General features: G+C 47.6%; 13 protein-coding genes. 2 read left to right on the forward strand and 11 right to left on the reverse strand.

Features of this window, described 5'->3' with window-relative positions:
- Positions 1-26: 26 nt before the first annotated feature.
- From AC1S52_RS19425 to AC1S52_RS19465, 9 genes are all read right to left on the reverse strand, one after another.
- Complete coding sequence (locus tag AC1S52_RS19425) at positions 27-12,650, reverse strand: Tc toxin subunit A-related protein (protein ID WP_482030697.1); 12,624 nt, start codon at positions 12,648-12,650, stop codon at positions 27-29.
- A 118-nt stretch (positions 12,651-12,768) separates the two neighbouring features.
- Positions 12,769-13,800 carry a tetratricopeptide repeat protein gene (locus AC1S52_RS19430; protein WP_482030698.1) on the reverse strand — a complete coding sequence of 344 codons (1,032 nt, stop codon included), beginning with the start codon at positions 13,798-13,800 and terminating at the stop codon, positions 12,769-12,771.
- 59 nt (positions 13,801-13,859) lie between these two features.
- Complete coding sequence (locus AC1S52_RS19435) at positions 13,860-14,606, reverse strand: peptidoglycan-binding protein (RefSeq protein WP_482030699.1); 747 nt, start codon at positions 14,604-14,606, stop codon at positions 13,860-13,862.
- A gap of 386 nt (positions 14,607-14,992) precedes the next feature.
- Positions 14,993-15,340, reverse strand: a complete 348-nt coding sequence (locus AC1S52_RS19440; RefSeq protein WP_482030700.1) for a slr1659 superfamily regulator — start codon at positions 15,338-15,340, stop codon at positions 14,993-14,995.
- Positions 15,341-15,345: 5 nt separating this feature from the next.
- Positions 15,346-15,960 carry a slr1658 family protein gene (locus tag AC1S52_RS19445; protein ID WP_482030701.1) on the reverse strand — a complete coding sequence of 205 codons (615 nt, stop codon included), beginning with the start codon at positions 15,958-15,960 and terminating at the stop codon, positions 15,346-15,348.
- A gap of 63 nt (positions 15,961-16,023) precedes the next feature.
- Positions 16,024-17,619, reverse strand: a complete 1,596-nt coding sequence (locus AC1S52_RS19450; RefSeq protein WP_482030702.1) for a PP2C family protein-serine/threonine phosphatase — start codon at positions 17,617-17,619, stop codon at positions 16,024-16,026.
- Positions 17,620-17,914: 295 nt separating this feature from the next.
- Entirely contained in the window at positions 17,915-18,952 is a 1,038-nt protein-coding gene (gene glsA, locus AC1S52_RS19455; protein WP_482030703.1) for a glutaminase A, read from the reverse strand.
- A 98-nt stretch (positions 18,953-19,050) separates the two neighbouring features.
- A complete protein-coding gene (locus tag AC1S52_RS19460) occupies positions 19,051-19,824 on the reverse strand; it encodes a MinD/ParA family ATP-binding protein (protein WP_482030704.1) in 774 nt (257 codons plus the stop codon).
- A 229-nt stretch (positions 19,825-20,053) separates the two neighbouring features.
- Positions 20,054-20,860 (reverse strand): PAS domain S-box protein, encoded by an 807-nt coding sequence (locus tag AC1S52_RS19465; RefSeq protein WP_482030705.1) that lies wholly within the window; start codon positions 20,858-20,860, stop codon positions 20,054-20,056.
- A gap of 227 nt (positions 20,861-21,087) precedes the next feature.
- Between AC1S52_RS19465 and AC1S52_RS19470 the strand changes: the two genes are divergently transcribed.
- Positions 21,088-21,552 (forward strand): Uma2 family endonuclease, encoded by a 465-nt coding sequence (locus AC1S52_RS19470; RefSeq protein ID WP_482030706.1) that lies wholly within the window; start codon positions 21,088-21,090, stop codon positions 21,550-21,552.
- 40 nt (positions 21,553-21,592) lie between these two features.
- Positions 21,593-21,781 carry a hypothetical protein gene (locus AC1S52_RS19475; protein ID WP_482030707.1) on the forward strand — a complete coding sequence of 63 codons (189 nt, stop codon included), beginning with the start codon at positions 21,593-21,595 and terminating at the stop codon, positions 21,779-21,781.
- On the opposite strand, the gene AC1S52_RS19480 is transcribed toward AC1S52_RS19475, so the two are convergent.
- Positions 21,765-22,676, reverse strand: coding sequence for a pyridoxamine 5'-phosphate oxidase family protein (locus AC1S52_RS19480; RefSeq protein ID WP_482030708.1), 912 nt, complete (start codon positions 22,674-22,676; stop codon positions 21,765-21,767). The two genes, AC1S52_RS19475 and AC1S52_RS19480, sit on opposite strands and share 17 nt — an antisense overlap.
- A gap of 21 nt (positions 22,677-22,697) precedes the next feature.
- Entirely contained in the window at positions 22,698-23,294 is a 597-nt protein-coding gene (locus tag AC1S52_RS19485) for a glutathione S-transferase family protein (RefSeq protein ID WP_482030709.1), read from the reverse strand.
- Positions 23,295-23,427 lie beyond the last annotated feature (133 nt).

Consider the following 23,427-nt stretch of genomic DNA (forward strand, 5'->3'; position numbering starts at 1 on the left):
TTGGATTTTGGATTTCAATCCAAAATCTAAAGTTCTCCCCGTCTCAATTCTTGCTGGACTGCGCTACGAAATGCTCCGCGATCGCTGCGGGATGTGTACTTGAGGTGGATGATGATATCGCTATCATTTCCGGTCAGGAATTGGGGTGCCTGGGGCATTTCCAATTCCCACGAGGAGACAGCTCCGGTGCCCTCAAAGGGGAAGTAGCGATCGTCAAACAGGAAGTTGAGATCGAAGTTTCCAAACATGCCATTATCGCGATTGGGACGGGAAACAGCAATTTGCTGGTTGGCTCGCCAGTTCGATCGCACGACGTTGGCATCGGGTTGATTCACTCCTTCCACACCCATCAGGTAACGCACCGCATCAATGTCGGGTGCCAGCAATGCCCGATTGTTCAGTTGAATCAGGGTGGCATTGAGGGATTGATTTGGAGGCAGGGAAGGAGATTGAACGGTAAAGGCGATCGACTTGATGATGCGGAAGAAGTGACCCGGATAGTCTTCGTCAAACATGCGCTCGGTTAAGTTGAAGAAGCAATTGCCAGTGTCGCGGAACATTGTGAAGGCTTCTTGGGAAAGTAGCGATCGCAGGGAAACCACTTTCTCAATTTCCTGATAACGGCTGTCCTGGTCAATGGCGTATTTCTCCAATCGCATCAGGTCAAGCTGGAGTGATTCACCCGTCAGCAAGCCGCGTCGCAGGCTATCCCAGTGACCAAAGTTGATGAATGTACTGTTATCACCAAATTCATACTGGAAAGCGCGTTCCGCATCTTTGGCGGTGGCATAGGCGAGTTTATATGCCTGGAAGTACAAACCCGAAATGCGGCTGATCATCCAGTTATACAGTTGCTCGTTGGTGAACTTGCGCCGATAGAAATCGGCAATTTCTTGATTCTGCTCAATCGTTCGGCGATGGACGGTCAATTCGTGTTCCGCAATCTGAAGCCGGATATTGGCAATTTCAATTTGCTGGTCGATTTCTTGCAACTCAAAGGCGGTTGCATTCAGCTCTCGCTGCCATTCTGCTAATCGCCGTCGGTATTCACCAACTTGTTCAGAAATTTGAGCTGCAAGTAGTACTGTATCAGATGCTGCACCTGATGCATCTCCGGCAAGATCGAATCCAGTTGCTTTGCCAGAAGGGGTACTAGCAAAGGCAAAACCTGACCCAATTGATTTCAACACCGTCTGGGTAACTCTACCTCCAATTGCTAATCCAGAGAGCACTAGACCTGCTTCTTCCTCACCAATCAGAGAAAGTCCAGACGTGATGAGATTGTCATAGTAAGTGCGTCGGCTTTCAATACTTTGCCGACTAATTTCAAGAGATCCAATTTCCTGCTGTACAGTATCCCGTTCGGCTTGCCGAGTGGCGGTCATCAAATCCAGGATGTTGCGTTCGTGGGTATTTTGTAAGGTAGCTAATTGTTCTGCATCCCGACTTTGCAATGCTTCCAGTAATTTCTCGCCCAAACCGATCACGATCTCCGTCATTTCTTTGGCTCTGTCCAGCATGTAGCTATAGCGATAGTGCGGTACCGGACGATTGATATCCGCAAGGATGCTACTGATATCCCGATTACCGGAGGCAAATGCCTGCACCAGTGCCCGCACATCCAGAGGGGGTTGGAACAGATCCAACTGACGGAAGACACCATCAAGGTTAAGGCTGTGGCGAATCTTGAACAGGCGATCGCTAACCCGATCCCAGAAACTTGCAAAATCAGCATTTTCCGTGACACAGAAGGTGGTGAGAATATTGCCGTTTTGGGGCACAGGCAACACGCCATTTCCAGACGCACCATTGCGGGTAAAGTCGGTGAGAAAATCGGGTGGGTTGTTGAAGACCTGTCGGATGGCATTGTAATCACCAATTTCCTCAAATCGGCGGTTTGCTCGTCCTTCGGGGCGGGGTCCCAGCAGGTTGAATGCCAGCACATAGAGTTGGGCGGCTTCCCCAATCGATTCACGACTGTTCTGGCTAAACAGGTTATCGCCCCAGTCCAGCAGATTGTCGATGTATTTCATGACGATCGCTTTCTGGTAGGCATTGATTCGCAAACGGGCGATCGCATGAGGATCGAACGGATCATTGCGGTATTCCGCCAGCGCTGCCTGATTGTTCAGAATGCGACTGATGCTATCGACACAGAGATTGCGGAAGGGCAGATATTGCCAGTAGCGATCGCGATTGGGTGATCCAGTCAGATATCCCTGATCGTTTGGGCAGTTGGGTGTAGATCCATTCACTGACTCTTGAGAGGTGGGATTGAAAACGTAGTGATACCATCGCTGTGCTTCCGCAAAGTTTTGATTCGCGTTTAACTGGTTGGCAATGAAGAAGGGAATATGGAAAAAGAGTTCCTCGTAATACAAACCAAATGCTCCCTCAAAGCTGATGCTATTGCTGGGCGTGTCTCCAGAAGTAATGCGATTGTTGACCGGGAGATAATCAGAAAAATTGCGTTCCATCGTCCGTTGCGATCGCAGACTCAACAAACCATCTATGCCATCAGCAAATAGCGTGAAACTTAATTCTCGAATCGCAGAAGTATCCAATCGTTCAAACCGGAACCTGGATTGCGCCACAATACTGTTTACCAATACTGGATCAGGTAGCAGCGTAAACGTGAACATGGAATTGGGAGCATCAGAAATAAACTGAAACTGGTCAGAGGCAATCAAATTGAGGTCTGTGCTTACCAGGAACTGTTCTTCTCCTGTATCCAAAATGTACAAACCGCGTTGACCGTTGACATCAATCAATGAAGACTCAGGAGGTAGTGCCCTCAGCAGTGCATTGATTTGAAAATCAGCCTCAGATGTCCGGACTGGCTCTCTTGCCAGAACGAAATCATTAATGCTGGCATCGTTCGCTTGAGTGCGATACAGAAAAGCACTTGAGAACTCATAGACCTGGAATGAGAAACTCTGTCCCCGCTGAAGCAAATAGCGCTGATTATGGTTGTCGGTAATTACCCATCGATTGTTGCCGCGATTTTCTAACCGGAACGGTAAGCTAGGGGGTTGGGTAAGACCGCCGGAACCACCGGATAGACTGCTTAATCCCGCATTCAAGCCTTCAGAGGAAAAGTCATAGACGTTCAGACGAGTCCCTTCCTGCAAAACCAGAAGTGTCTGAAGTGGCACCTGATTGACCGAACGATTGATGAGACGCCACCGATTATTATCTATGGACTGCACCACAAAGTTCGGAGTCACATTCAATCGACTCACTCCTTCTGGTGGATTAAACAGGTTATTCAACACACCTCGCAAGCTCTCGATTGTATCGGCACTGACCGGGCTTCGATTGCTGAGTTGGTTTAAGACGTTGATCCAGGGACTTTCGGTTAGATTCCCCAAACGTTGGTCAGCAAGGCTGTAGACATTAAGGACACCATCTTCTCTGCGAATCTGAAACTCCTCGGAAAAATTGTAGACAAACCACTGATTATCAGCCTGATTCTCCACCCTTAGATCTTGACGAACACTTAACCGACCGACTCCCGAAGGTCGCCCAAATAAATTATTCAGGACATTTTGCAGCGAAGCGATAGTTTCGGTATCTGCAACGTCATCTGCAAGTTGGTTTAAACTGGGCACCAACGCCAGAGTCATATACCCCAAAAATAGGTTTGTGTCACCCAGATAGCGGAGCGACAAACCCACATCTAAACCATTGCTTTGAGTGGGTCGTTGATTAATGAATCTCAGGGTGAAGGTTTCCTGTTCACGGGCATCACGCAGGGTTCTTACCGGAACTTCAGCATCACTATTCGTATCGCCGTAAATTACCAGCAGGCGCTCACGTTCATCTGCTACCGACGGGATAGAAAATGATGTGCGGAGGGCATACACTTTTTGCCAGACAGGCTGCGATCGCTGATTTTCCTCCAACTCGTTATCGACCTCTTCATAGGTTTGGGGTGATAGCCAGATACCATTGAGATCACGATAGGAATACCGAATGGTAGGACGGTAAAGGTTGCGGTTCTGCCGAGAGGTTTGGGCAAACTCAACCCAGAACAAGAACAGGCGGTTGAAGGCATATACCGGGGTAATAAAATCCGCATTCAGCGATAGATCAATCTTTTGCCAGGGAAGCCATCGGTTCTGATCAATGATTAGTTCCCGGTAATAGTAATGGTTAGGCTGTGTGGCTGTGCGCCCAACCAGATACAGAGTATTTGGATTGGAACTGGCCGTATACACAATTAAAGTACCAGCAATATTCGAGGTGTTAAAGCGACGAATCGTGTAGGAACGCTCCTGAAGAATTAATGTCCATTCATCCGGGTTGTTTTGAATCAATTGTCCCGCATTAGCGTTTGGCAAACCATTGTCGCTGAATGATTGCACAATTTCTGACGGAAGCTGGTTATTTCGTTCCAATTCTCCAAGTAGGGCAACCCCGACTTGAATTCTGAACAGTTCCTCTGTTTCACGATGCAGGTAAGCACCGACAATTTTCAAATCAGCCAGTTCTGTCAGTTTGTTCAGGTAGCTGTTGAATGCCTTCTCAATGTTTGCCTGGTTGATTTCACCCTGCATCAATTCCTGTTCCAGTTCCTCAAACAACGGCGTTTTGGTGTCGCGCAGTTCTGGCTCAATGTAGCTTTCCGGATAGAGAAAGACTTTGCGATTGGCTTCCCAAACACGGTAATTCTTCATCCAATTCCACTGATCCAGGGGAATGGTGGCGGGATTTACGCCCTGTTCCAGGTTGAGCAAACACCGCTGGACATAGAGTTGCAGGGCAGCAATCCCTTGCACAATGCGGGACGTTTCCACTTCACTACCAATCTGCACATCCAGCAGCAGGTACTCATACAGCACATCCGCATCGCGTCTGCCCTGGAAGGTGTCAGGCAGTTGGCGGGTGAGGGCATAGCTGAGCAGGGCATCCCGTCTTTGGGTAGCTAACCGATCGCGAATCGGTTGGTAGACCCGTTGCCATTGCTCATCGTCGTAGCGCGATCGCACCACATTCAATAGGGCATCCGCTTGCTGACGATAAAAGTCGAACGACAGGTTCTCTGTATTTGCCAATTGGATCAGAAACTCAATATCCACTTGCAGCGTTTCTGCCAGGGCAAAGGCACGATAGAGGCGATGTAGCTCAGGGATGCGATTTGCTGTGGATTGATTCTCAAAATAACTAGTCAATACTGTCAACTGAGTTGAGTCCCAATCGGTGACATTGACAATGGCTGCTGCGATTGCCAGATCGGTTGTTTGAGCGAAGAGATGGATCAATCCGCCATTGACATCGTTGAATGCCGTTTTCAATTCCATGAACATCACCAGATGTTCCAGATCGGCGATCGTCGGGTTAAACACATCGGTCACGTTGAAATGGTCGGGATTTTGCAGCAGTGCGATCGCTTCATCGGTGGTTAAGGCGAAGCGGGTGATCAGATACAACCCTTTGGTCAACTGGTTAAGATACTCGCTGAGTGGAGCGGGGAGGGGCTGGGTATCAGCCATCGCTATAATCGCCTGTATCCAACCCAGGAAGGTGGATGGGGTGACGTTGAGGCGATCGGACACAAGTCGCAGGCGTTCTGGTTCCACCTGGAACAATTCGGATAGGCGTTCTAGAACTGCATTTGCGTGCTCCTGTTGCATCCGAGACAGGGTTTCCTCAACCTGCGTTTGAATTGCCTGACGCACGGCTAGCTCGACTGGCAACCCATTCAGTTCTGGCAGGTTCACTGGCGGTTGGTAAGCACTGGTAACAGCTCCCAAGTCATCCACAATCCCAACAGATCGGAGGGAGTCAAAAATTTCGATTGATTGAGACAGGTTCACCAGATCCGACACAAAGGAACTACTGTCCACTAAAAACTCGCTGGATTGATTGGTCAGCACCGTTGCCATGTCCCGAATTGCCCCATCCGTGTAAGGGCGAGGAATCTGATCACCGGGGGGTAAGATCAGGAACTCCAGTTCATTAATCCGAATGCCTGTACGTTGTAGCCATTCAGCACGATCGCTCACCTGCTTGAATTCCTCCAGGGTATCCACCCCTGTCAGACCCGTTAACTCCAGTAACCGCAGGAAATTCTGAACCGTCAGCCGCAACACTTTGGGAATTTGGGAGAGGCGATAGAGCTGGGTTAAATGGCGGCTATCCAGTTCAAACACCGGAGCAGAATCATTGATCCATTGCACCAGCCGATCCAGATCCTCATTGGACACCTGCAAGGCACCCATCAGCCGACTGCGAATGTCCCGATCCTGCCGATTCTGCCCAGACACGTTCCAGCGAATCGGCAATTGGGTGTAACTCCAGACTTCACCCATGATGCCCCGACCGTTGAACACGCGATCGAACAGAGTTTGTCCGTCTGCTTGCCCGGTATGGGAAATCTCGAACCAGAGGGCAGTGAGGCGATCTATGGGGAGGTTGTGCCGTGCTTGCAGTTGTCGAAGGGTTGCCAGGGATTGCAGTGTGGCATCATCCAGGGCGATCGCTGGGAAGAGGGGTTCCCCTGGGGCAGGGTTTGCAGACGGGATCAATACAGGTCGTCGGGCGGTCTCCAATCCACCCAGGCGCAGGTGTAAAGCGCCTTCAGTAGCATCCAGGGTGAAGACTCCATCGACTTCCGGGAATGACCAGTAGGCAACCAGGTCTGGATCCGCAAGACTGGGTTGCTGGTAACGGAATTGAGACACCACTTGAGCAGCCGTGCGAGCCGTTTTCCAGAGCCGCACATCCTGGATTTCGCCCGCAAAGTACTGGTTTGCCCCATCCCGACCCAGTTCCAAATGAGCCGCATCAATGGTAATGGCTGAATCTAGCGGTTCCGGCGTATCTGGATTGCCATTGATGTAGAAGGTGACCGTTGTACCCTCCACACTGACGACAACATGGCTGAATTGCCCAAGCGGGATTGGGGTTGTTCCCAGGGCGATGCTCTCTGCTGCTGGATTATCGGGAGTTGTGCGCCCCAAAATCAAGGTATTTTCGGCAGTCACACCAAACCAGAGAGAGTCTGAACCGGTTCCATCGTGCCAGCTAATCACCGGGTTTGTTTGAGATTGAGTGGGGTTAATCCATGCTTCGATCGCAAATTCACTGAGATCGAATTCGCTCAAATTACTGGCTGCCAGATATTCTCGCTGACCATCAAACCGGAGGGCATTCCGATTCAGTGGACGGAGCAGCAAGGGATAGGTGTCGATTTCTCTCCAGGTGGCTGTATTGTCCTGCCCATCCACTGTTCTAAACAGGGAATCGTTCACTTCAAAGGGAATGCGAGATCCCGTCATTTGCCAATTGCTGGGGCTATTGGGCAGAAAGACAGTGCGCTGGGTGTGTAAATTGTCAAAGTATTTAGCACCATTGCTGCGTGTCCAAAGACCGACTGTTCCAGAAGTGAGGCGATCGCTGGCATCATCAAAGGCATCAATCTGAAACTCAGCCGGTTCGGGGGTACCCTCCTGCCAGACCTTTGCCCGAATATTCGTGCGGCTATCTGCATTTTCTACCTCAATTCGGAAGTGGTACCAGGTGTTGCGAGTCGGATTAACGCCTGAATCACGCCGACCTTGAATGATGTTATCAGGTGTGTTGCCATTGCCCCGGTGGGGGGAAATGTGGAACGTGGGACTGTCTGGGTTGCGTCTGAGCCGGTAGTAATAGTCATGTTCACCCGCAGGAACTTCCGTGTTGGGATAGCGACTATAAAAGGTCACGCCAATCCCACCCCCATTGGGGTCACTCATGTACATCCTGCCGGTGTACAGGTAGTTGCTCCAGGAAAGGGATTCTGGAATGTTGTAGTGGGAATGGATGTTCACCCGATTAGAACTGGTACCGAAGGCGATCGCATTCTCAACTTGAACTGTTTTGAAGAGAGCATCATCTACAACACGGCTATTGTTTTCGCGGGTATCTCTCCAATTGGTTGGGTCCTGATCTGGGGCGTAGGAATTGAAGTTTTCTGAGAGGAGCACATCCTGTAAAACATTCAACTGGTCAAAGTATTTGGAGCCATTGCCGGAAGCCCATACGCCAACCGTACCGGATTGAATCCGAATGCGGCTGTCATCATACGCCTCAATCTGAAAGCCGTTTGGTTCAAGAGTGCCATCCTGCCAGATTTTGGCACGAACGATAGTCCGGTTTTGGTCTACATCGTTTTGTACTTCAATCTGGAACCGATACCAGGTGTTCCGTTCAGGGATTACTCCGGAGTCTGTGGCATCCCGGTCTGTGATCAGGCTACGCAGTGGTTGGACATCCTGAGGATGAGCCGTGAGGTGAAAACTGGGGTGACTGGCATCCCGCCGCAGGCTGTAGTACTGGTCAACCCCGGCGGGATAGCGGCTGAGGACAGTAACGCCAATACCACTGTCTGCCGCATTGATGCGCATTCTGCCTGTGAAGGTGTAGTTTTCCCAGGAGAGAACTTCTGGGATTGCGTTCGTCGGACCATAGTGGGCGTGAATATTATCCAAGGTTGAGTTAGTACCCAATACGGGACGGTTATTCACTTGCAGCGTTCTAAACAAATTAGCGGGATCTTGTGGAGTCAGGCGATCGCCCGTATCCAACCACCCGGCTGGACTCTGATCGGAAGTGTAGGTTTCAAAAGTTTCCATGAGCAGCGGGAGAGGGGAATCGGATGCGCCGTTGGTCAGCGGCAGCACCTGCAAATCATCAAATTGCCTGGAGCCACCATTCCCTGCTGCCCAAATGCCAACCGTTCCGGAGGTAATCCGAACATCGCTATCATCCTCTGCTTCCAGTTGAAAAGCCTCTGGCTCTGGTGTTCCATCCAGCCAGACCTTTGCCCGAATATCTGTGCGATTGGCAGTCTGGTTGTCCTCAACTTCAATCTGGAAGCGATACCAGCGATCTCGCTCTGAGGCTGGAATTCCAGTCGCTCCTGTTACAGGAGCCAGCGGTTGCACACCCTGGGGATGGGCTGCTAAGCGAAAGGCGGGTTGATTGTCACGCACACTCCACTCCAGCCGATAGTATTGGTCAATGTTTTTGGGATGGCGGCTGTAGAAAGTCACCCCCAGTGCAGTATCTGGCTGAGTTGAAACATACATTCTGCCCAGATAGGCATAGTTTGTCCAGGATGTAACGTTTACATCGGAGGGATTGTAATGGGAGTGCCAATTCTCTAATTCAGGATCGGTGGTATCCGTCAGGAAAACAAGATTTCGTTCCTGCTGCAACCGTCCTTCAAAGCCGTTGCCTGAGCGATCGCCAAATACATTTCCCTCGCTCTCGTCTAATGGCAGGTATGCCACCAGATCTGAGTCTGGTAAGGGGGGAGCAATCAACCGATCTGCATTAATTTCAGCGACGGTTTTTACCCGCTTCCAGAGACGAAAATCAGTCACCTGTCCTGCAAAATAATGGGCATGAACATTATCAGAGTTGAAACCCTCTGCAAATCGGGTGATGACCCCCTCTGCAATCCCGCCTAAATAGGTCACCCCAATTGGGCTGAGGCGATAGCCCTTCTGATCATCTTGCAGATTTGGATTGGCAATGGTGCTGGAATTAAGAGTAAGTTCAACTCCATCCAGGAATGCCCGAAACTCTACAAAGCGGCGAGATTGGGTTTCATCATTGGTTATCGCAACATGGTGCCAGGTATTGGCTGGCAGGGGGTTAGAGCGAAAGACCGTTTCATGAACGATCTCCTGCCCAGCCTCTTCACACCAGGCAAGCACATGCAAACGCTGGTCAAACAGATAGATGGTTAATCCCGCTTTAGCATCCCCTTGAGAATAAATCACCTGCTGTAAGTTGGCTCTTGCAGCCAGATCCAGCGGTCTAAACCATAGTTCCAGGGTGAGCCGTTCATACCGTCCCAATCCGGCATTCTGGGGATTGCTAACGACGATGACATCATTGGCACCATCCAGTTCCAGGACATGGCGGGTGATGGCGATCGGATCAGGTAGCAAGCGATCCACCCGGATGCGATCGGGCATAAAGTCGGCGGGAATGCCCCCCAGATACAAATGATTCTGGTTGTAGGACAAATCGATCTCCTGTCCTGTTTCGATCTGGTTCAGCCGCCAGTAACCAATTAATCCCTCTGCCCGTCGGGGCAAAACTTGATGCATTGTTTGTTGGATCTGCTCAGGTGTGCGGGTTTGGTTCCAGAAGCGGATTTCCCGAAGTTGTCCGTTAAAATGATCGCCACTCAGGTTTCTGCCAATTTCCAGATCGGAGCCTGTAATGGCGATCGCCCCTGGCAAGGTTCCGTTGCCAGCAACCTGCCCATTCATATAGAACTGCACCTGTCTGCCATTCAGCGTGACCGCAAGGTGGGTAAACTGGTTCGGTTGAACTATCGTATTGGCTTGATGAAAACTGCCATTGGCTAAAATTGCAAAATTACCATCAGCAGTCACACCACATTCAAACTCAGGTTGTTCTGCATTGTCTCTTCGGATTCTGAGAATGGTGTTTCCCTGATTGCCTGCCAAATTCACCCAGGCTTCTACCGTGAGTTGATTGCCTGTGCTCTGGTTAATTTCCAGACCCTGAACTTCCCGTGCTGCCAGGTACTGATCCACTCCATTAAACTGATAGCTACCATCCAGGGGCATGGGCAATATTCCCAGTTCCAGTTGATTGGGAACCCACTGTGGGCGAGAAGTTGTGCCTGCGCCCCCCAGGGCACCATGAGCAGGGTTGGGGGTGCGATCGCTCACCTGAATCGTATTCTCTTCACCTAAATTCTCTTCAATCATCGCCCAGTAGGCGACGAGTCCAGGTTCCTGCCCGGTCAACCGACGAAACCGATCAGCAGCAATTGCATTCGCCTGCCGTACACCCTGCCAGATCCGCACCTCTTGAATAATTCCTGCAAAAGAAGCACTGCCGCAGTCTGCCCCCAGGAGCAACGTTGTGCCCACAGGCGAAAATTCCAGGCTGGTTCCCCGCGCTGCTCGTAGAATGGCTGCCTGATCATTGCCAAAGTCCGCCCCCAGGTTGGTTTGTAACAGGGATAAGAGAAGTTCCTGGGTGTAGGCGTGTTCCTCAAATGCCCTCAGCGCATCAACCGCCTGTTGCGAAAAGCCCAAGTCTATCAATTGAGACAGGATGGTGGAGTTGATTCTGTGAATCTGTAAGCTCTCTGGTTCTCCGTTGATATAGAATGTCACCTGATTTGCAGCAATGGTGACTGCCACATGGCTAAACTGATTCAGCGGCAAAGCTATACTACCCTCAAGCGTGTGGCGATCGCTGATCAGAATCAAATGATTATTGGCATTCAGTCCCAATAGAAAGTGAGTCCGAGGTGCATTCTCAGCCACTGCTTCATCGAAATAAATCCCTTTGTAAATAATGGGATTTGCCCTGACTTGACTGGGATTAATCCAGGCTTCGATCGTCAATTCAGTCAGATCCAGCTTTGTGACATTTTCCACAGTCACCGCATCATTAATTCCATCAAACCGCAGGACTCGTTCCTGGAATTGATTCGGGTGCAACGAACGCAAAGCCCGATCCAGATCTGCAAAGGTCCAGCCCAGCCTGCGAGCTAGTTTGACAAAGCGGCGAATCTGATCCAGCTTGGCAATACTGAGATTGACTAATCGCTCCTGGGGCACCTGGTAGAAGCTATTGGGTTCTGGTGCGGCTTCTTCAATTTGGAGATAGTCCAGCCCATCCTCTGCCTGGTTGATAAAAAATCGTCGGGCTAACCCGTTGCTAACTTCTTCCTGGCTTAAGTCCTGGAATAGCAAATCGGTTAATTCCTGGCGGCTCAAGCCAGTCTGCTGCAAGAATGTGGATACTAAAGACAAACTTTCAAGGGTTTGAGTGCCATCCAATCCGTAGTATTGCAACACATCAACAGGCGCTGTCAGTTCGGTGCGAATAATATCAAATTCTCGTGGTGACAGTCCCAGGGATTCACGGCCACTCTCGATTGCTTTCGTTGGCAGTGTTGTTTCAAATGCCTGATAAATTTCTGACAGATTGAGTTTCAATTGGCTCAAATAAGTACGGATCTGCTCCAACGGTAAATTGAATGGCAAATTACTAGGGAAATTAGCCATTTCCACCACCTGATCCGCATTGGGCTGTTCTGGATTAGCAACAATCGTTTCCAGGGTTTCATTCACCAAATCGATGTAGGCAATTAACTCGCTAGTATTGGCACAATCCAATTTAAGGCTGAATAGGTCCGGTCTACGCCGTTCCAGTTGATGGTCGGAGGGAATGGGATTGCGATTGGTAATCATCTCCTCAATAAATCGCATCAGATCCACAAAATAAGCTGCTGGTCCAAACACCGAGCGACAGGGTTCGCAGTCCACATAGTCGAGATTGCCAAACAGGCGATCGTATCCTGGAATGGCTTGTTGATGCTCCAGAAATGAGGCTGGAATATTATTGAAGGTTGTGTTTTGAATGAATGGTGAGGCAATATCCTTCAAATTTGCCCAGAGCAAGGCGGTGTGTTGCTGAATCTCTTCAGCCAGTTGATAAACTCGCCTTGCTTGTTGAACATCCCCAGCAAATACACTGGCATAGGTTTGAATGAACTCTTCTTCTTTCAGGGCTGTAATCTGATGCACCGACTCTACTTCTGGATGGGATTCCTGCAACTGCTCTAGAGCTTGGCGATCGACTTGGAGATTTGGTAAAGACATGGGTGTTCTCCTGATTTTAGATTTTGGATTTTGGATTGACAGGATCGTGTGTGTTCTGGCTTATCAACACTTACGATTTTGGATTTTGGATTAATGCGATCGGGTGCTTTTAGGCTGATTATTGTTGTTTTACAATTGCTGTCGTATCTGCTTTTTCAGCGACATTATGCAATCTTGAATTGATCAGCCATTGATATTCATCCAGGGTTTCTGGGCGTGCCAGTTGTTGACAGATATTGAGTTGTTGCAAGGCACTAGTTTGCTTTTCTTGGGATTGAAAAGCTTGTGACAGAAAGCAGTTTGCCATGCCACGACCTGCGATCGCAGATGGTAGTTGTTGCTGTTGGGCGATCGCGGCGTTCAGAAAGGGTTGAGCTTCGACATACTTCTTCTGTTCTAGTAGAGCGCGTCCAAGATTTCGGTTGAGGGAGAACTGCAATTCAGGATTGTCCTGAGTCCAACGGATACCCAAGCGTAAAATTGTTTCTGCCTCTGTGGGTTTTTCCTGTGCCAGGTAGGTGCGTCCCAATCGGTCAAATGCCAGCAGATTTCCTTCTACTAATGCCTGTTTGTAATGACGTTCTGCATTTTCCAGGTCTTTCAACGATTCATCTAATTCGCCCAGCGCAATGTGTGTTGCCGCTTTACGAGGGTTGAGTTCCAAAGCCTTTTCATATTTGCGTCTCGCTTCACCCAGTAACCCCCTCGCACGATAGTCTTGCCCTTGTTGCAGATACACCTCGCCCAATTTCGGGAGAGCCGCATGGAGACTGGCAGTCAGCAGCAGTAAAAGAACCGATGCCGCAAATGTAACTTCGCTATGCCATCTTGGGGCAATCCCAAGCTTTATTAGTAAGTTTTGAACACCTACTTTACCTTCTTTTGTGAGTGCCCCCTTTGACACAAACGCGATTCCCGCGCCCTGAGCAATCATGGTAGATGCTTCTGCAACGGTTAAACCACCAATCACAAACGGTTGTAAAATCGCAATTACACAGGCTGTGGTGAACACTAAACAAGCAACCGTCAACGTATTCCAGATCCAATCGAAGCGATCGAGTGAAGGTACTCGGTTGGTTCCACTTGCTTGAGAATCTTGTTTTTGTTGTGTGACACCATTATTCAATGGTTCAGTCTGAATCTTGTCCATTGTCGTGTGAAGAATTTGGTCATGGAAATAGGTTGAAGCACTCAAAGACACAAAAACGATTACGACAAGCCAAGTGCCATTAAGGTCGCGGGTCCAACAATCCCATCGACCGCTAACTGCCGGGTTGCCTGCTGAAACTGCTTGACAGCATTCTCCGTTGCCATATCAAAAGTGCCAGTCACCTTAATCCCTACAGGGATGAGTCTGTTCTGTATCAAAGCTGCCTGGAGTTTGGCAACATCATCGCCCTCCAGTCGCGGCTCCTGAAACCGCAGTGCCCTGGCAAAAGCCAAACCAAAACCATCAATGGGTGATTCAGCTAAACGGGATTCGGTTTGCGGTCCAAAGCTGCTGTCTTCGGCAATACGATCGCCTGGATTGTACTGATTCCACAGCCGTTGAAAGGCTCGAATCCCAATTCTGCCTAAATCTTGCCGAATAGCGGCTGAAAACCGGTAGTCGTAATGGGGGTAGTCAAAATCCCGCCCCAATCGAATCCAATTCTGTGGCTCAAAATAGGGTTCCCAACCATCCGGATCTTCCACATCGAGTGCCAGCCCACCCTCATGGTTACTGGAACCAGGGAAAGCGGCGGCTGTGATGCCAAATAGCCCTTGCTCAAACTGCTTGCGAAGGAGATACTGCTGGGCAATTGTGCGATAAGCAGAGTTAACAAGTAATTTTCTGCCGCGATCGCAGATCGCAATTCGCAATGATTCTCGTGCGGCTGGCTGCACAAATGGATTGATTTGACTCCCTGCAATATCCACGTTCAGGTCATCAAAACTCACAAGTGTATTCGGCACAATTGAGTTCATTACCATGATGATCTGTAGACTTAGCCCTCTCACTAAACCTGTGTTGCCTTTGGCGATAACATCTCTGACTTGTAACATAATGCCTCTGATAGTTTTAGATTTTGGATTGTTCTCTTGTTCTTTACTTCTTGCTTTCGCTTTGCTGTTTGTAACCAGTAAAAACTGAAGTGGTAAGCAGGTAGGTGGAATTAAATGTAGAATAGGTAAAGCCTGCGGCAAGATCCGCTAGAGCGATCGCATAATCCAGTGCTGAGTTACATGTCTCAACTTAATCCAAGCTGGGTCTTATATTTAATTAGTTCCACCTACTTACAAAGAGGATAAGTTTATAAAAACTTTATCCGTATCAGATCTTGCAACTCAAAAATCAAAATCTACAATTCAAAATCGATTTCAATAGTTGGCATTAAACGTTGTAGATTTTGCAATGATCTTGCTTGCCAGGAGATTGTTGAGTTCCCTTGAATGAGAAGTTGCATATCTCTATGCTGCCGAACTTTCATGACAAATTTGGATAACATTTGGAAGCCTGAACTATTCAGCATTCGTAACTTCTGAATGTTTAGTACGATGACATTTGGTTGCTGTTCAACGGCATTATTCAATAATTGAACAATTGGTGCATATTCCTCTGCTCCATTCAGAAGAAGCGAACCATGAAAAACTATGGCTGCTTTTGATAAGTCATATTCAATGCAGTAGTTTTCAGCTTTGATTTCCATTTTTTTCACATTGTAAGCTGTACCATTGTGGTCACTGTGACGATCTCGGAATGCTCATGAATCTTTTCTAGCTTCCATCCAACTTTTGCTAAATAGTCATTCACCATTGTGAGAATGCCCAGTCCAGTGGAAGAATGGCTTTCATTGAGTGCACTTTTTTCAAGCTGTTCAGCATAAAGCTCACCTGGATCAGATGTTATGAGTTGGTGAATAAAGCGTTGCAGCTTTTCTTTAGATTGGATAGATGTACTGTTAGTGGAGAGAAATACCAGGCGATCGCTCAACAAGTAAAGTGTGATGCTAATAGGCTGTTGTGCGGCATCGTCTGTAAATTTCATGGCATTCTCCAACAACTCGTTGGCAACGTAGCAAATAACGCCCTGAATCTCCGTCCTTCTCTCCTCTATATCTATGGCATCATTCTCATTAGGAAAAAAAGTTACTAAAAAGTCTGCCATGAAGTTTGCAGATAGCCCATTATTACGCCACCGTTGCTTTAATGGTACAGAACTGGGCGAAAGCTGGATGCGTAGATACTCCTGGCTGGGTGGAAGATTTTCGTCAAAATCTCCATAAATTTTAGAGTTTGGATTTCGGATTTTAGATTCAGCCTCTTCCATATTTTTATATCTCTTTTCTCTAATTTGAAATCTAAAATCAGCAAGTCAAAATTCAAAATCAGCTTATTTTTGTTTCAAAATCAATAAAGTTAAATCATCATGCATATCTTGTTCCCCAATAAACTGCTGAACATCCTGAATCACCGCAAGTTGAACATCTTTAGCAGATAAATGCCAGTATCGTTGCACCGTCTCGCAAAGCCGTTCTACTCCATAGCATTCTTCCTGCAAATTCTGAGCCTCAGTAATACCATCTGTGTAAAGAACAATGCCGTCTCCAGAGTTAAGATCAATCTGCGTATGAGCTACAAAGTCTGAAATATCTGCTTCTAAACCGAGGGGAAAGCCTAAATTCACAGTGTCAATACGTTTAATCCTGCCATCGCTGCGGATTAGAATCACTTCTTCGTGCTGCCCACTTAAACGAATCTGACCATCTTGATAATCCAGTAGCGAAAGTGTTAGGGACTTATCGCAACTCATGCGGTGGACGTTGCCATAGATCGTTTGATTGAGAGTGTTCAAAAATTTAACAGGATCAGTTTCGTTGTTAGCAAGTAAAGTGCGCGTTGCTGTTTGAGTCATTAGCATCAACACACCACTCTCTAAACCATGTCCAGTAACATCCCCAATCCCAATCTTAATCTTGCCGTTATGGTTGAGAACATCATAGTAGTCACCTCCTACTTCAGTCGCAGGCTCCATAAATCCTGCAATCTCCAGTCCTGGAATTTGGTTGAGTTCATGTTCCCTGGGTAGCAGCATTTGTTGAAGTTTGCGACTGACAGCGAGTTCTGCGCTCATTCGCAGGTTCTCAACCGTTAACTTCTGATTCAGTAATGTAATTTCCTGGTTTGCTTCTGCCAAAGCTTGCTCTGCTTGCTTGCGTTCTACCATTGCCTGCCAGATTTGCTTGAACATCTGGTTAAACGCAGCAATCACATCTCCCAACTCATCATGACGTTTGACAGTCCCTGAGTAAAACAGGGGAATTGACTGATCATTGGTGATTGCTTCTCCGGCTGTAATCAAATCTTCTCGCAGTCGCAGAATCGGCGTGATCACCATAGTGCCCAGCACTGCCAGTGTCGTTACTGTTAAGACCGCAGAAATAATCAGAACCATCCCAGCAACCCGAACAATAAATGCAAATATTTCTGAATGAGCAATGGCTGCATTGTGACGAATCACCAGAATATGATTTCCACCTGTATAAGGAATCAACCAGGAAGCATCGTAGCGATCGCCGTTTTGGATTGGGCGATCAGTCGCCTCAAAGCTCATAGGATTGTCTGCCATCACCCCCGCGTGCGTCAGGGCAGGTTTCTCTCCAAACGTGCTGACCAATTGTCCGTTAGCCGTATAAACCGCTCCACCCAAAATTTGCAGCATTGGATCTTTTTGCAGGTGCTTGACCCGATTGAGAAACTCTTCGGCTGATATGTTGGGATAAGTGGTTGCAATCCAAAAAACTTTTCCTGAAGAAACCTGCCGAATTTGATTCAACATTTCTCGTTCTCGTCGCTGTACGGATGGGATCAAAATAATTGCTTCAATCACTACGAGACTGGCAAACACCCACAGAACAATGTGTCTAGAGAGACGAGCCGTCAGCAGGTTTGATAAGTCATGCAGTTTGGTTGAAGCAAATTTTTTCATAGGACGACCTCGATTTTGAATGACAGATTTATGGCTCAATGGCACTGACTTAAAACAGAAAGCCCTACTTAGGGATGTGCCCCTAAATAAAGTACCTGCTAGACAAGCTGCTCCACGATGGATTCCCGCCTGCGCGGGAATGACGTTGGGACTTTATTATTTGCGAGTCCCTTACCTTGTTCTCCAGGCTGAGCCTCCAGGGTTGCCATTCCAAGGCAAAGCCTTGGAAGGAGAGAGACGGATGATGGAAACGTGCGGTCATTCGTATGTTTCCGCTTACTTCAGTGCTGTTGATTTATGGATAGTCGATTGCCTCTTCTACATGACGGTTTTCAAGCCAGGTAGTCAAATCAAACTTCGGTGGAGCTGCATTGTAGAGATGCAAACCAAAGTCTTGGGTTAGTGCTTTACAAACTTTGATTCCCCGGACACTATTCCCTTTGATATCAAGAAGCGGTGAGAATGTGCCAATTCCTAACCGATTCGGGACAACGGCTGTAATACCGCCACCCACACCGCTCTTTGCCGGAATGCCCACTCGGTATGCCCATTCTCCAGCATAGTCATACATGCCACAGGTATGCATGACACTCAAAACATCTTGGACATAGCAACTATCGATCGCTCGTTCACCTGTGACAGGGTTTACACCTCCGTTTGCCAGGGTTGCTGCCATTATTGCCAGATCGTGACAACTGACCAGAATGGAGCATTGTTGAAAATAGAGATCAAGGGTCTCCTCAATGCGATCGCTGATCATACCGAAGTTGTTCATCAAATAGGCAATCGCCCGATTGCGGTTGCCGGTTGCCCGTTCTGAGAGCGAAACCGGCATATCCACATATAGTTCGCGTCCCGTATAGCGGCGAAACATTTCTAGAATTCGCTTCAGTCGTTCCGTCGCATTGTCACCCTGAATTAAATCAGTGGTAGCGATCGCGCCCGCATTCACCATTGGGTTATAAGGACGATTTGTGGTTTCGTCCAAAATGATGGCATTAAATGCTTCACCAGTTGGCTCAACTCCAACCTTCGTTAGCACTGTCTCACGTCCATGATCTTCCAATGCCATGCCAAAGACAAATGCTTTAGAGATGGATTGAATTGTAAACAGTTGCTGACAATCTCCCACTTCATAAATTCGTCCATTGGTTGTGGCGATGGAGATACCAAACCAGGCAGGATTCGCGAGTGCCAGTTCTGGAATATAGTCTGCAATCGTTCCTTCATCCAGCCGTTGATAAGTCTGATGTAGCTCAATCAAATAATTGCGGAATGGAGAAGTAACCGATTGAATTGTATTTGTCAGTGACTCTAAAGACTGTCTAATCATTTTGAATCTACGGTTTTAGATTTATGATTGCCGATTTTGAACTGCATCGATTTTGGATTTACGATTGTCAATTTTAGATTGACTAATCCAAAATCACATTACCTAACTGCTAACGTGGGTTGCTCTATAACCTGCATCGCCACTTGATTCAGAATTTGTGTAAAAGGATGATCAGGGTATTGTAAGCAGAACAATCCACGACTCCCCAGTTCCACCATGTCTTCCGATAGTGGGAAAATACCCGCAACAGTTGCACTATAGGTTGTTTCCACGGTTTGTTGAAGGGTAGGAAAGTTTAACTTGCTGAGAGCTTTGTTAATCACCAGCATTAACTTCCGAACTTTCAATTGACGGGCAACATCGATTGTCACAGCAGTGCCTTGATAATCCTGTTGGTCGGGACGCAGAATCAAAATAAGTAGATTGGCTATCGCGATCGACAGTAAGGTTTCGTGACTCAATCCCGGATGCGTATCAATAAACAGGTAATCTAGCTCCAGCACCCTAATTAACTGCCGAAATCCATCATTCAACAAACTGACGTTGTAGCCTTCACTGAGAATTCTGGCAATTTCTTCTGCGTCCACGCTGGCAGGCACCAGAAAAAGCTGTCCTTTTGTTTTCCCTAATTGAGAACTGACATCATAGGCAGTGTCTTGAATTGGGCTACGCTTCCACAGATAATCATTCAAGGTTTTGACGGGAACTTGATTATTCAACCCAAACAAGGTGTGAATGCCGGGAGATTGCAGATCTGTGTCTACAATAGCTACCCGTCTCCCTTGAAGCGCGATCGCAGTTGCTAAGTTTGCGGTCAAGTTCGACTTACCTGTGCCGCCTCGGTAAGAGTGAATTGCAATGATCTGGGGCATAGAGATTTTAGATTGGTGATTTTGGATTTGGGAATGAGAAACCTACGATTACATGAACCAATTGGGGTACATCGTGGACGAGAAAAACTTCAAAGCCAGGACAACAGCATTGGCAGTCCGAGTGATTAAGTTGGTAGAAGCACTTCCGAGAACAGCAACAGCAACAGCAACAGCAATTAGTAATACCAAAACTCTCTGAGCTAAAGCTAAGTCATCTAAAATTCAAAACCTAAAATTCAAAATCATCCTCATACCGGAGCCGTTCAACTTCTGCTTGTAGGTGCTGAAAATAGTCTGACTGAATAATTTCAGCGACCTGCTTTGACCGTTTAGCGTGATCAATTTCAATCTGCATTTCTCGTACCTGGCGCTTCAACACATCCTCTTCTTGCTTGCGCTGCGTGATATCACAGAATGCAGAGAGAAAGGTTGGTTCACCATTGAAGGTCAAACGTCGTAGGGAAGCTGATACCCAGAACAAGCTACCATCAGCTCGTTTACACTGAAGCTCAAAGCTTTCTACACAGCCGTCACATTCAACCGCTTCTAACAGCTTTTGGCAATCGCCCAGATCGTGATAAAGCTCCAGCGCACTATAACTCAAGAAGTCTTCTGGTGGAATCCCAAACGTTTTGCTGGCAGCCGTATTTGCATAAAGAACAGTGCCATCCTCTGAATGCGAGATCAAGACCGGAACGGGAGTTGCTTCTGCAATCGTGCGGAACATTTCCTCACTTTGCTTAAGTGCTGCGATCGCCGTATTGTGCAGTTCCGCTTCAACCGAGTCAGAATGTTCGGCAGTCGCCTCTAACAAAATCTCTAAATCTGCTTTTTCCTGCTTCAGTTCCAACAGTTCACGCTTCAACGCTGCAACTTCTGACTGTAATTGATCCCATTTTGGATTTTGGATAGGTAATTTTGGATTGGCACATTCAGACATGCTGGTCAATCGATTGAAGAGGCACTCAGAAGGAGTCAGACTTTCACAATCTAAAATCCGAAATCCGAAATCTGAAATTGAAGAACTGGGGGGCATAACTCACTCCAGGATCGAGTATTCAGCTTAGAATCAATTCACTGTGTTCTTGCCACTCCCTCAGTTTGCGCGATGACAACGAATTCGGAAAGATCAGCATGGATCAGCAAACCAGCCGCTAAACTGGTCTTGACAAGAAACGATTAAATGCGTAGAGCGATTCTTCTTGATCTGAGAACAATCGCCTTACAATGAAAGGGCGATCGCAAAACAACCAGAGAGATGTAATGATGCAGACCTCATTACTCAAACAACCCACTCAAGATCAGCGCGTTGTTTATCACGGCATAACTTGGGAACAATTTAAGCTGATTCAGAAAGGCTTCGCAAATTCTCCAGGTGTGCGACTGTTTTTCCATCACGAAACAATTGAAATCCTCATGCCGGGACGTGAGCACGAAGTTTTTAGTCGCCTGATTGGTTTTTTGATTGGACTGTTCTGTCTTGAAAAAGGGATCGAATTTGAACCGACGGGTTCAATGACCCAAGAGCGAGAAGGCGAAGCTTCAGCCCAAGCAGATGAGTCCTACTGTTTTGGAGCCTCAAAGTTAACCCCGGATTTAGCGATCGAGGTTGTATTTACTAGCGGCGGACCTAACAAACTAGCACGATACAAAGCTTTAGAAGTGCCCGAAGTTTGGTTTTGGCAAGATGGTCTATTCACTTTACATCGCTTACGAAACGGTGGGTAGTGTTTCAAATATGTGGTTGACATCTGGTAGGGGCATTGCAGTGCAATGCTCCTACGGAATACAAACAACAGGTCTAGAACACTACCAATATGAGCGAATTTATCGTAGCGAGATTCGAGAACTTGCAGAACTTGATTTAGATCTGTTGACTCGATGTGTTTTGATGGCTCAAACCTCGCGCCTTCAAGCTGCTAATGAATTTCGTCGATCGCTCAGAAATGAGGATTAGCAGGAGAGTATTCTCCAAATTGCGAGCGTAGAAGGGTGGCATTTCGAGTTTCTCGGATCTGCTCAATAGAAAATTTAATCAACCGTTGTGCGCCTGCAAAAGTAGTAAGCTGTTCTGCTTTCCAAAGGATAGTTGCCTGCCCAGTCACTTGCAGCGTATGTCCCTGCTCAAAATCAAGGAACAGCAACCCAGATCTGGGATTGATAACCAGATTTCCCAAGGTTTGGAACATATTGTTGCCTGAGTAATCTGGAAACAGTAGCGTTTGGGAGTCAACAACTTGGACGAACCCTGGATAGCCTCCCCGATGGGACGCATCGGCTCCATGATCAGGATGGGCACTTGCAATGAAAAAAGTATCCGCCTGAGTCATCCAAATCTGATCGGCTTGATTGAGCGCCAGTCGGGTTTGCAGTTCAGGTAGTTGTGATTTTGTAATTTCAGTTGTTTTCAAATAACGAGTCTGGATATATTTTGGACAGTTAAAAAATGATTGCTGAATTTGAATTTGCAGGATTTCTTCTTGCTGCATCGTAATGTTGCCATTCAACCGTAGCCGTCTACGATTGGATAGATCAATGACAAGCAAGCCAATTTGAGAACCATTTGATAGATTTTGAATTTTAGATTTTGGGTTTTGGATTGGGAAAGGATTAAGCTGGACTGTTTGTTTATCAAGTACTTGCACAAAACCGGATGAACCTGTGAGCAGCGATGCCCAAACGCTTCCATCTGCTGCGATCGTACTGGCGATCGCAATCTGCTGGGTACGCAGAAACTCAAGGGCGGCAGGCTTGATGGTGTTGCTGAGAACCCTGCCCACCTGCTCTGCTTCTTCTCGCACACCTGCACGAGCTTGAATCGTAATCTCCCCGTCGTGAAATGGTATGAGCATAACTGTCAATCTAAAATCTTCCTAAAGTCCGCTCATTCCTTCATAGCCAGATAGCTGTTTGATCCGCTCGATCCAGGCAAGTACGTGCGGGTGAGGTTCCAGCGCGATTTCGCCTTCGGGGGCAAGCCCTACATACGGGTAACAGGCAATATCGGCAATGGTAGGGCGATCGCACTCCAGCCAATTTCGCTGCTGTAAATGGTCATCCAGTATCTGAAGCACCTGTTTCCCTTTGCGTTGAGCCATTTCCCAATCAAAATCCATGCCAAAGTGAAAATGCAGCCGAGCAATAAACAAGCTGGAATGGATTTCGTTGGCAGCAAACGATAACCACTGCATTACCTTCGCCATTGGCTCTGCGGCTAACGGCAACCAGTCTTCGCGCCCATGCTTTCGTGCCAGGTAAAGCAGAATTGCCTGCGAGTCTCGAATCACCGTATCTCCATCAACCAAAACGGGAACCTGCCCCAGTGGATTGAGTTTGAGAAAGTCAGCAGACTTGTGTTCGCCCTTGGCAAAGTCAATCGATAGGCGATCGCATTCCAACTCAAGCAATGACAGCATAAGCCTGACTTTATGGCAATTTCCTGACAGTTCAGTGTGATGTAGCTTCATCATGGTCTTTTATAGTCTTTCCAACCTGTTTCTTAAGCAAACTCAACTTGAATAGTCACGGATAATCCCTTAATTATCCAAGATCAGCAGTGGATCAACCCGGCTGAATAAAACTGATCTTGCTGAAATTAGCTTA

This window comes from Kovacikia sp. CALU 1929, assembly GCF_056784235.1.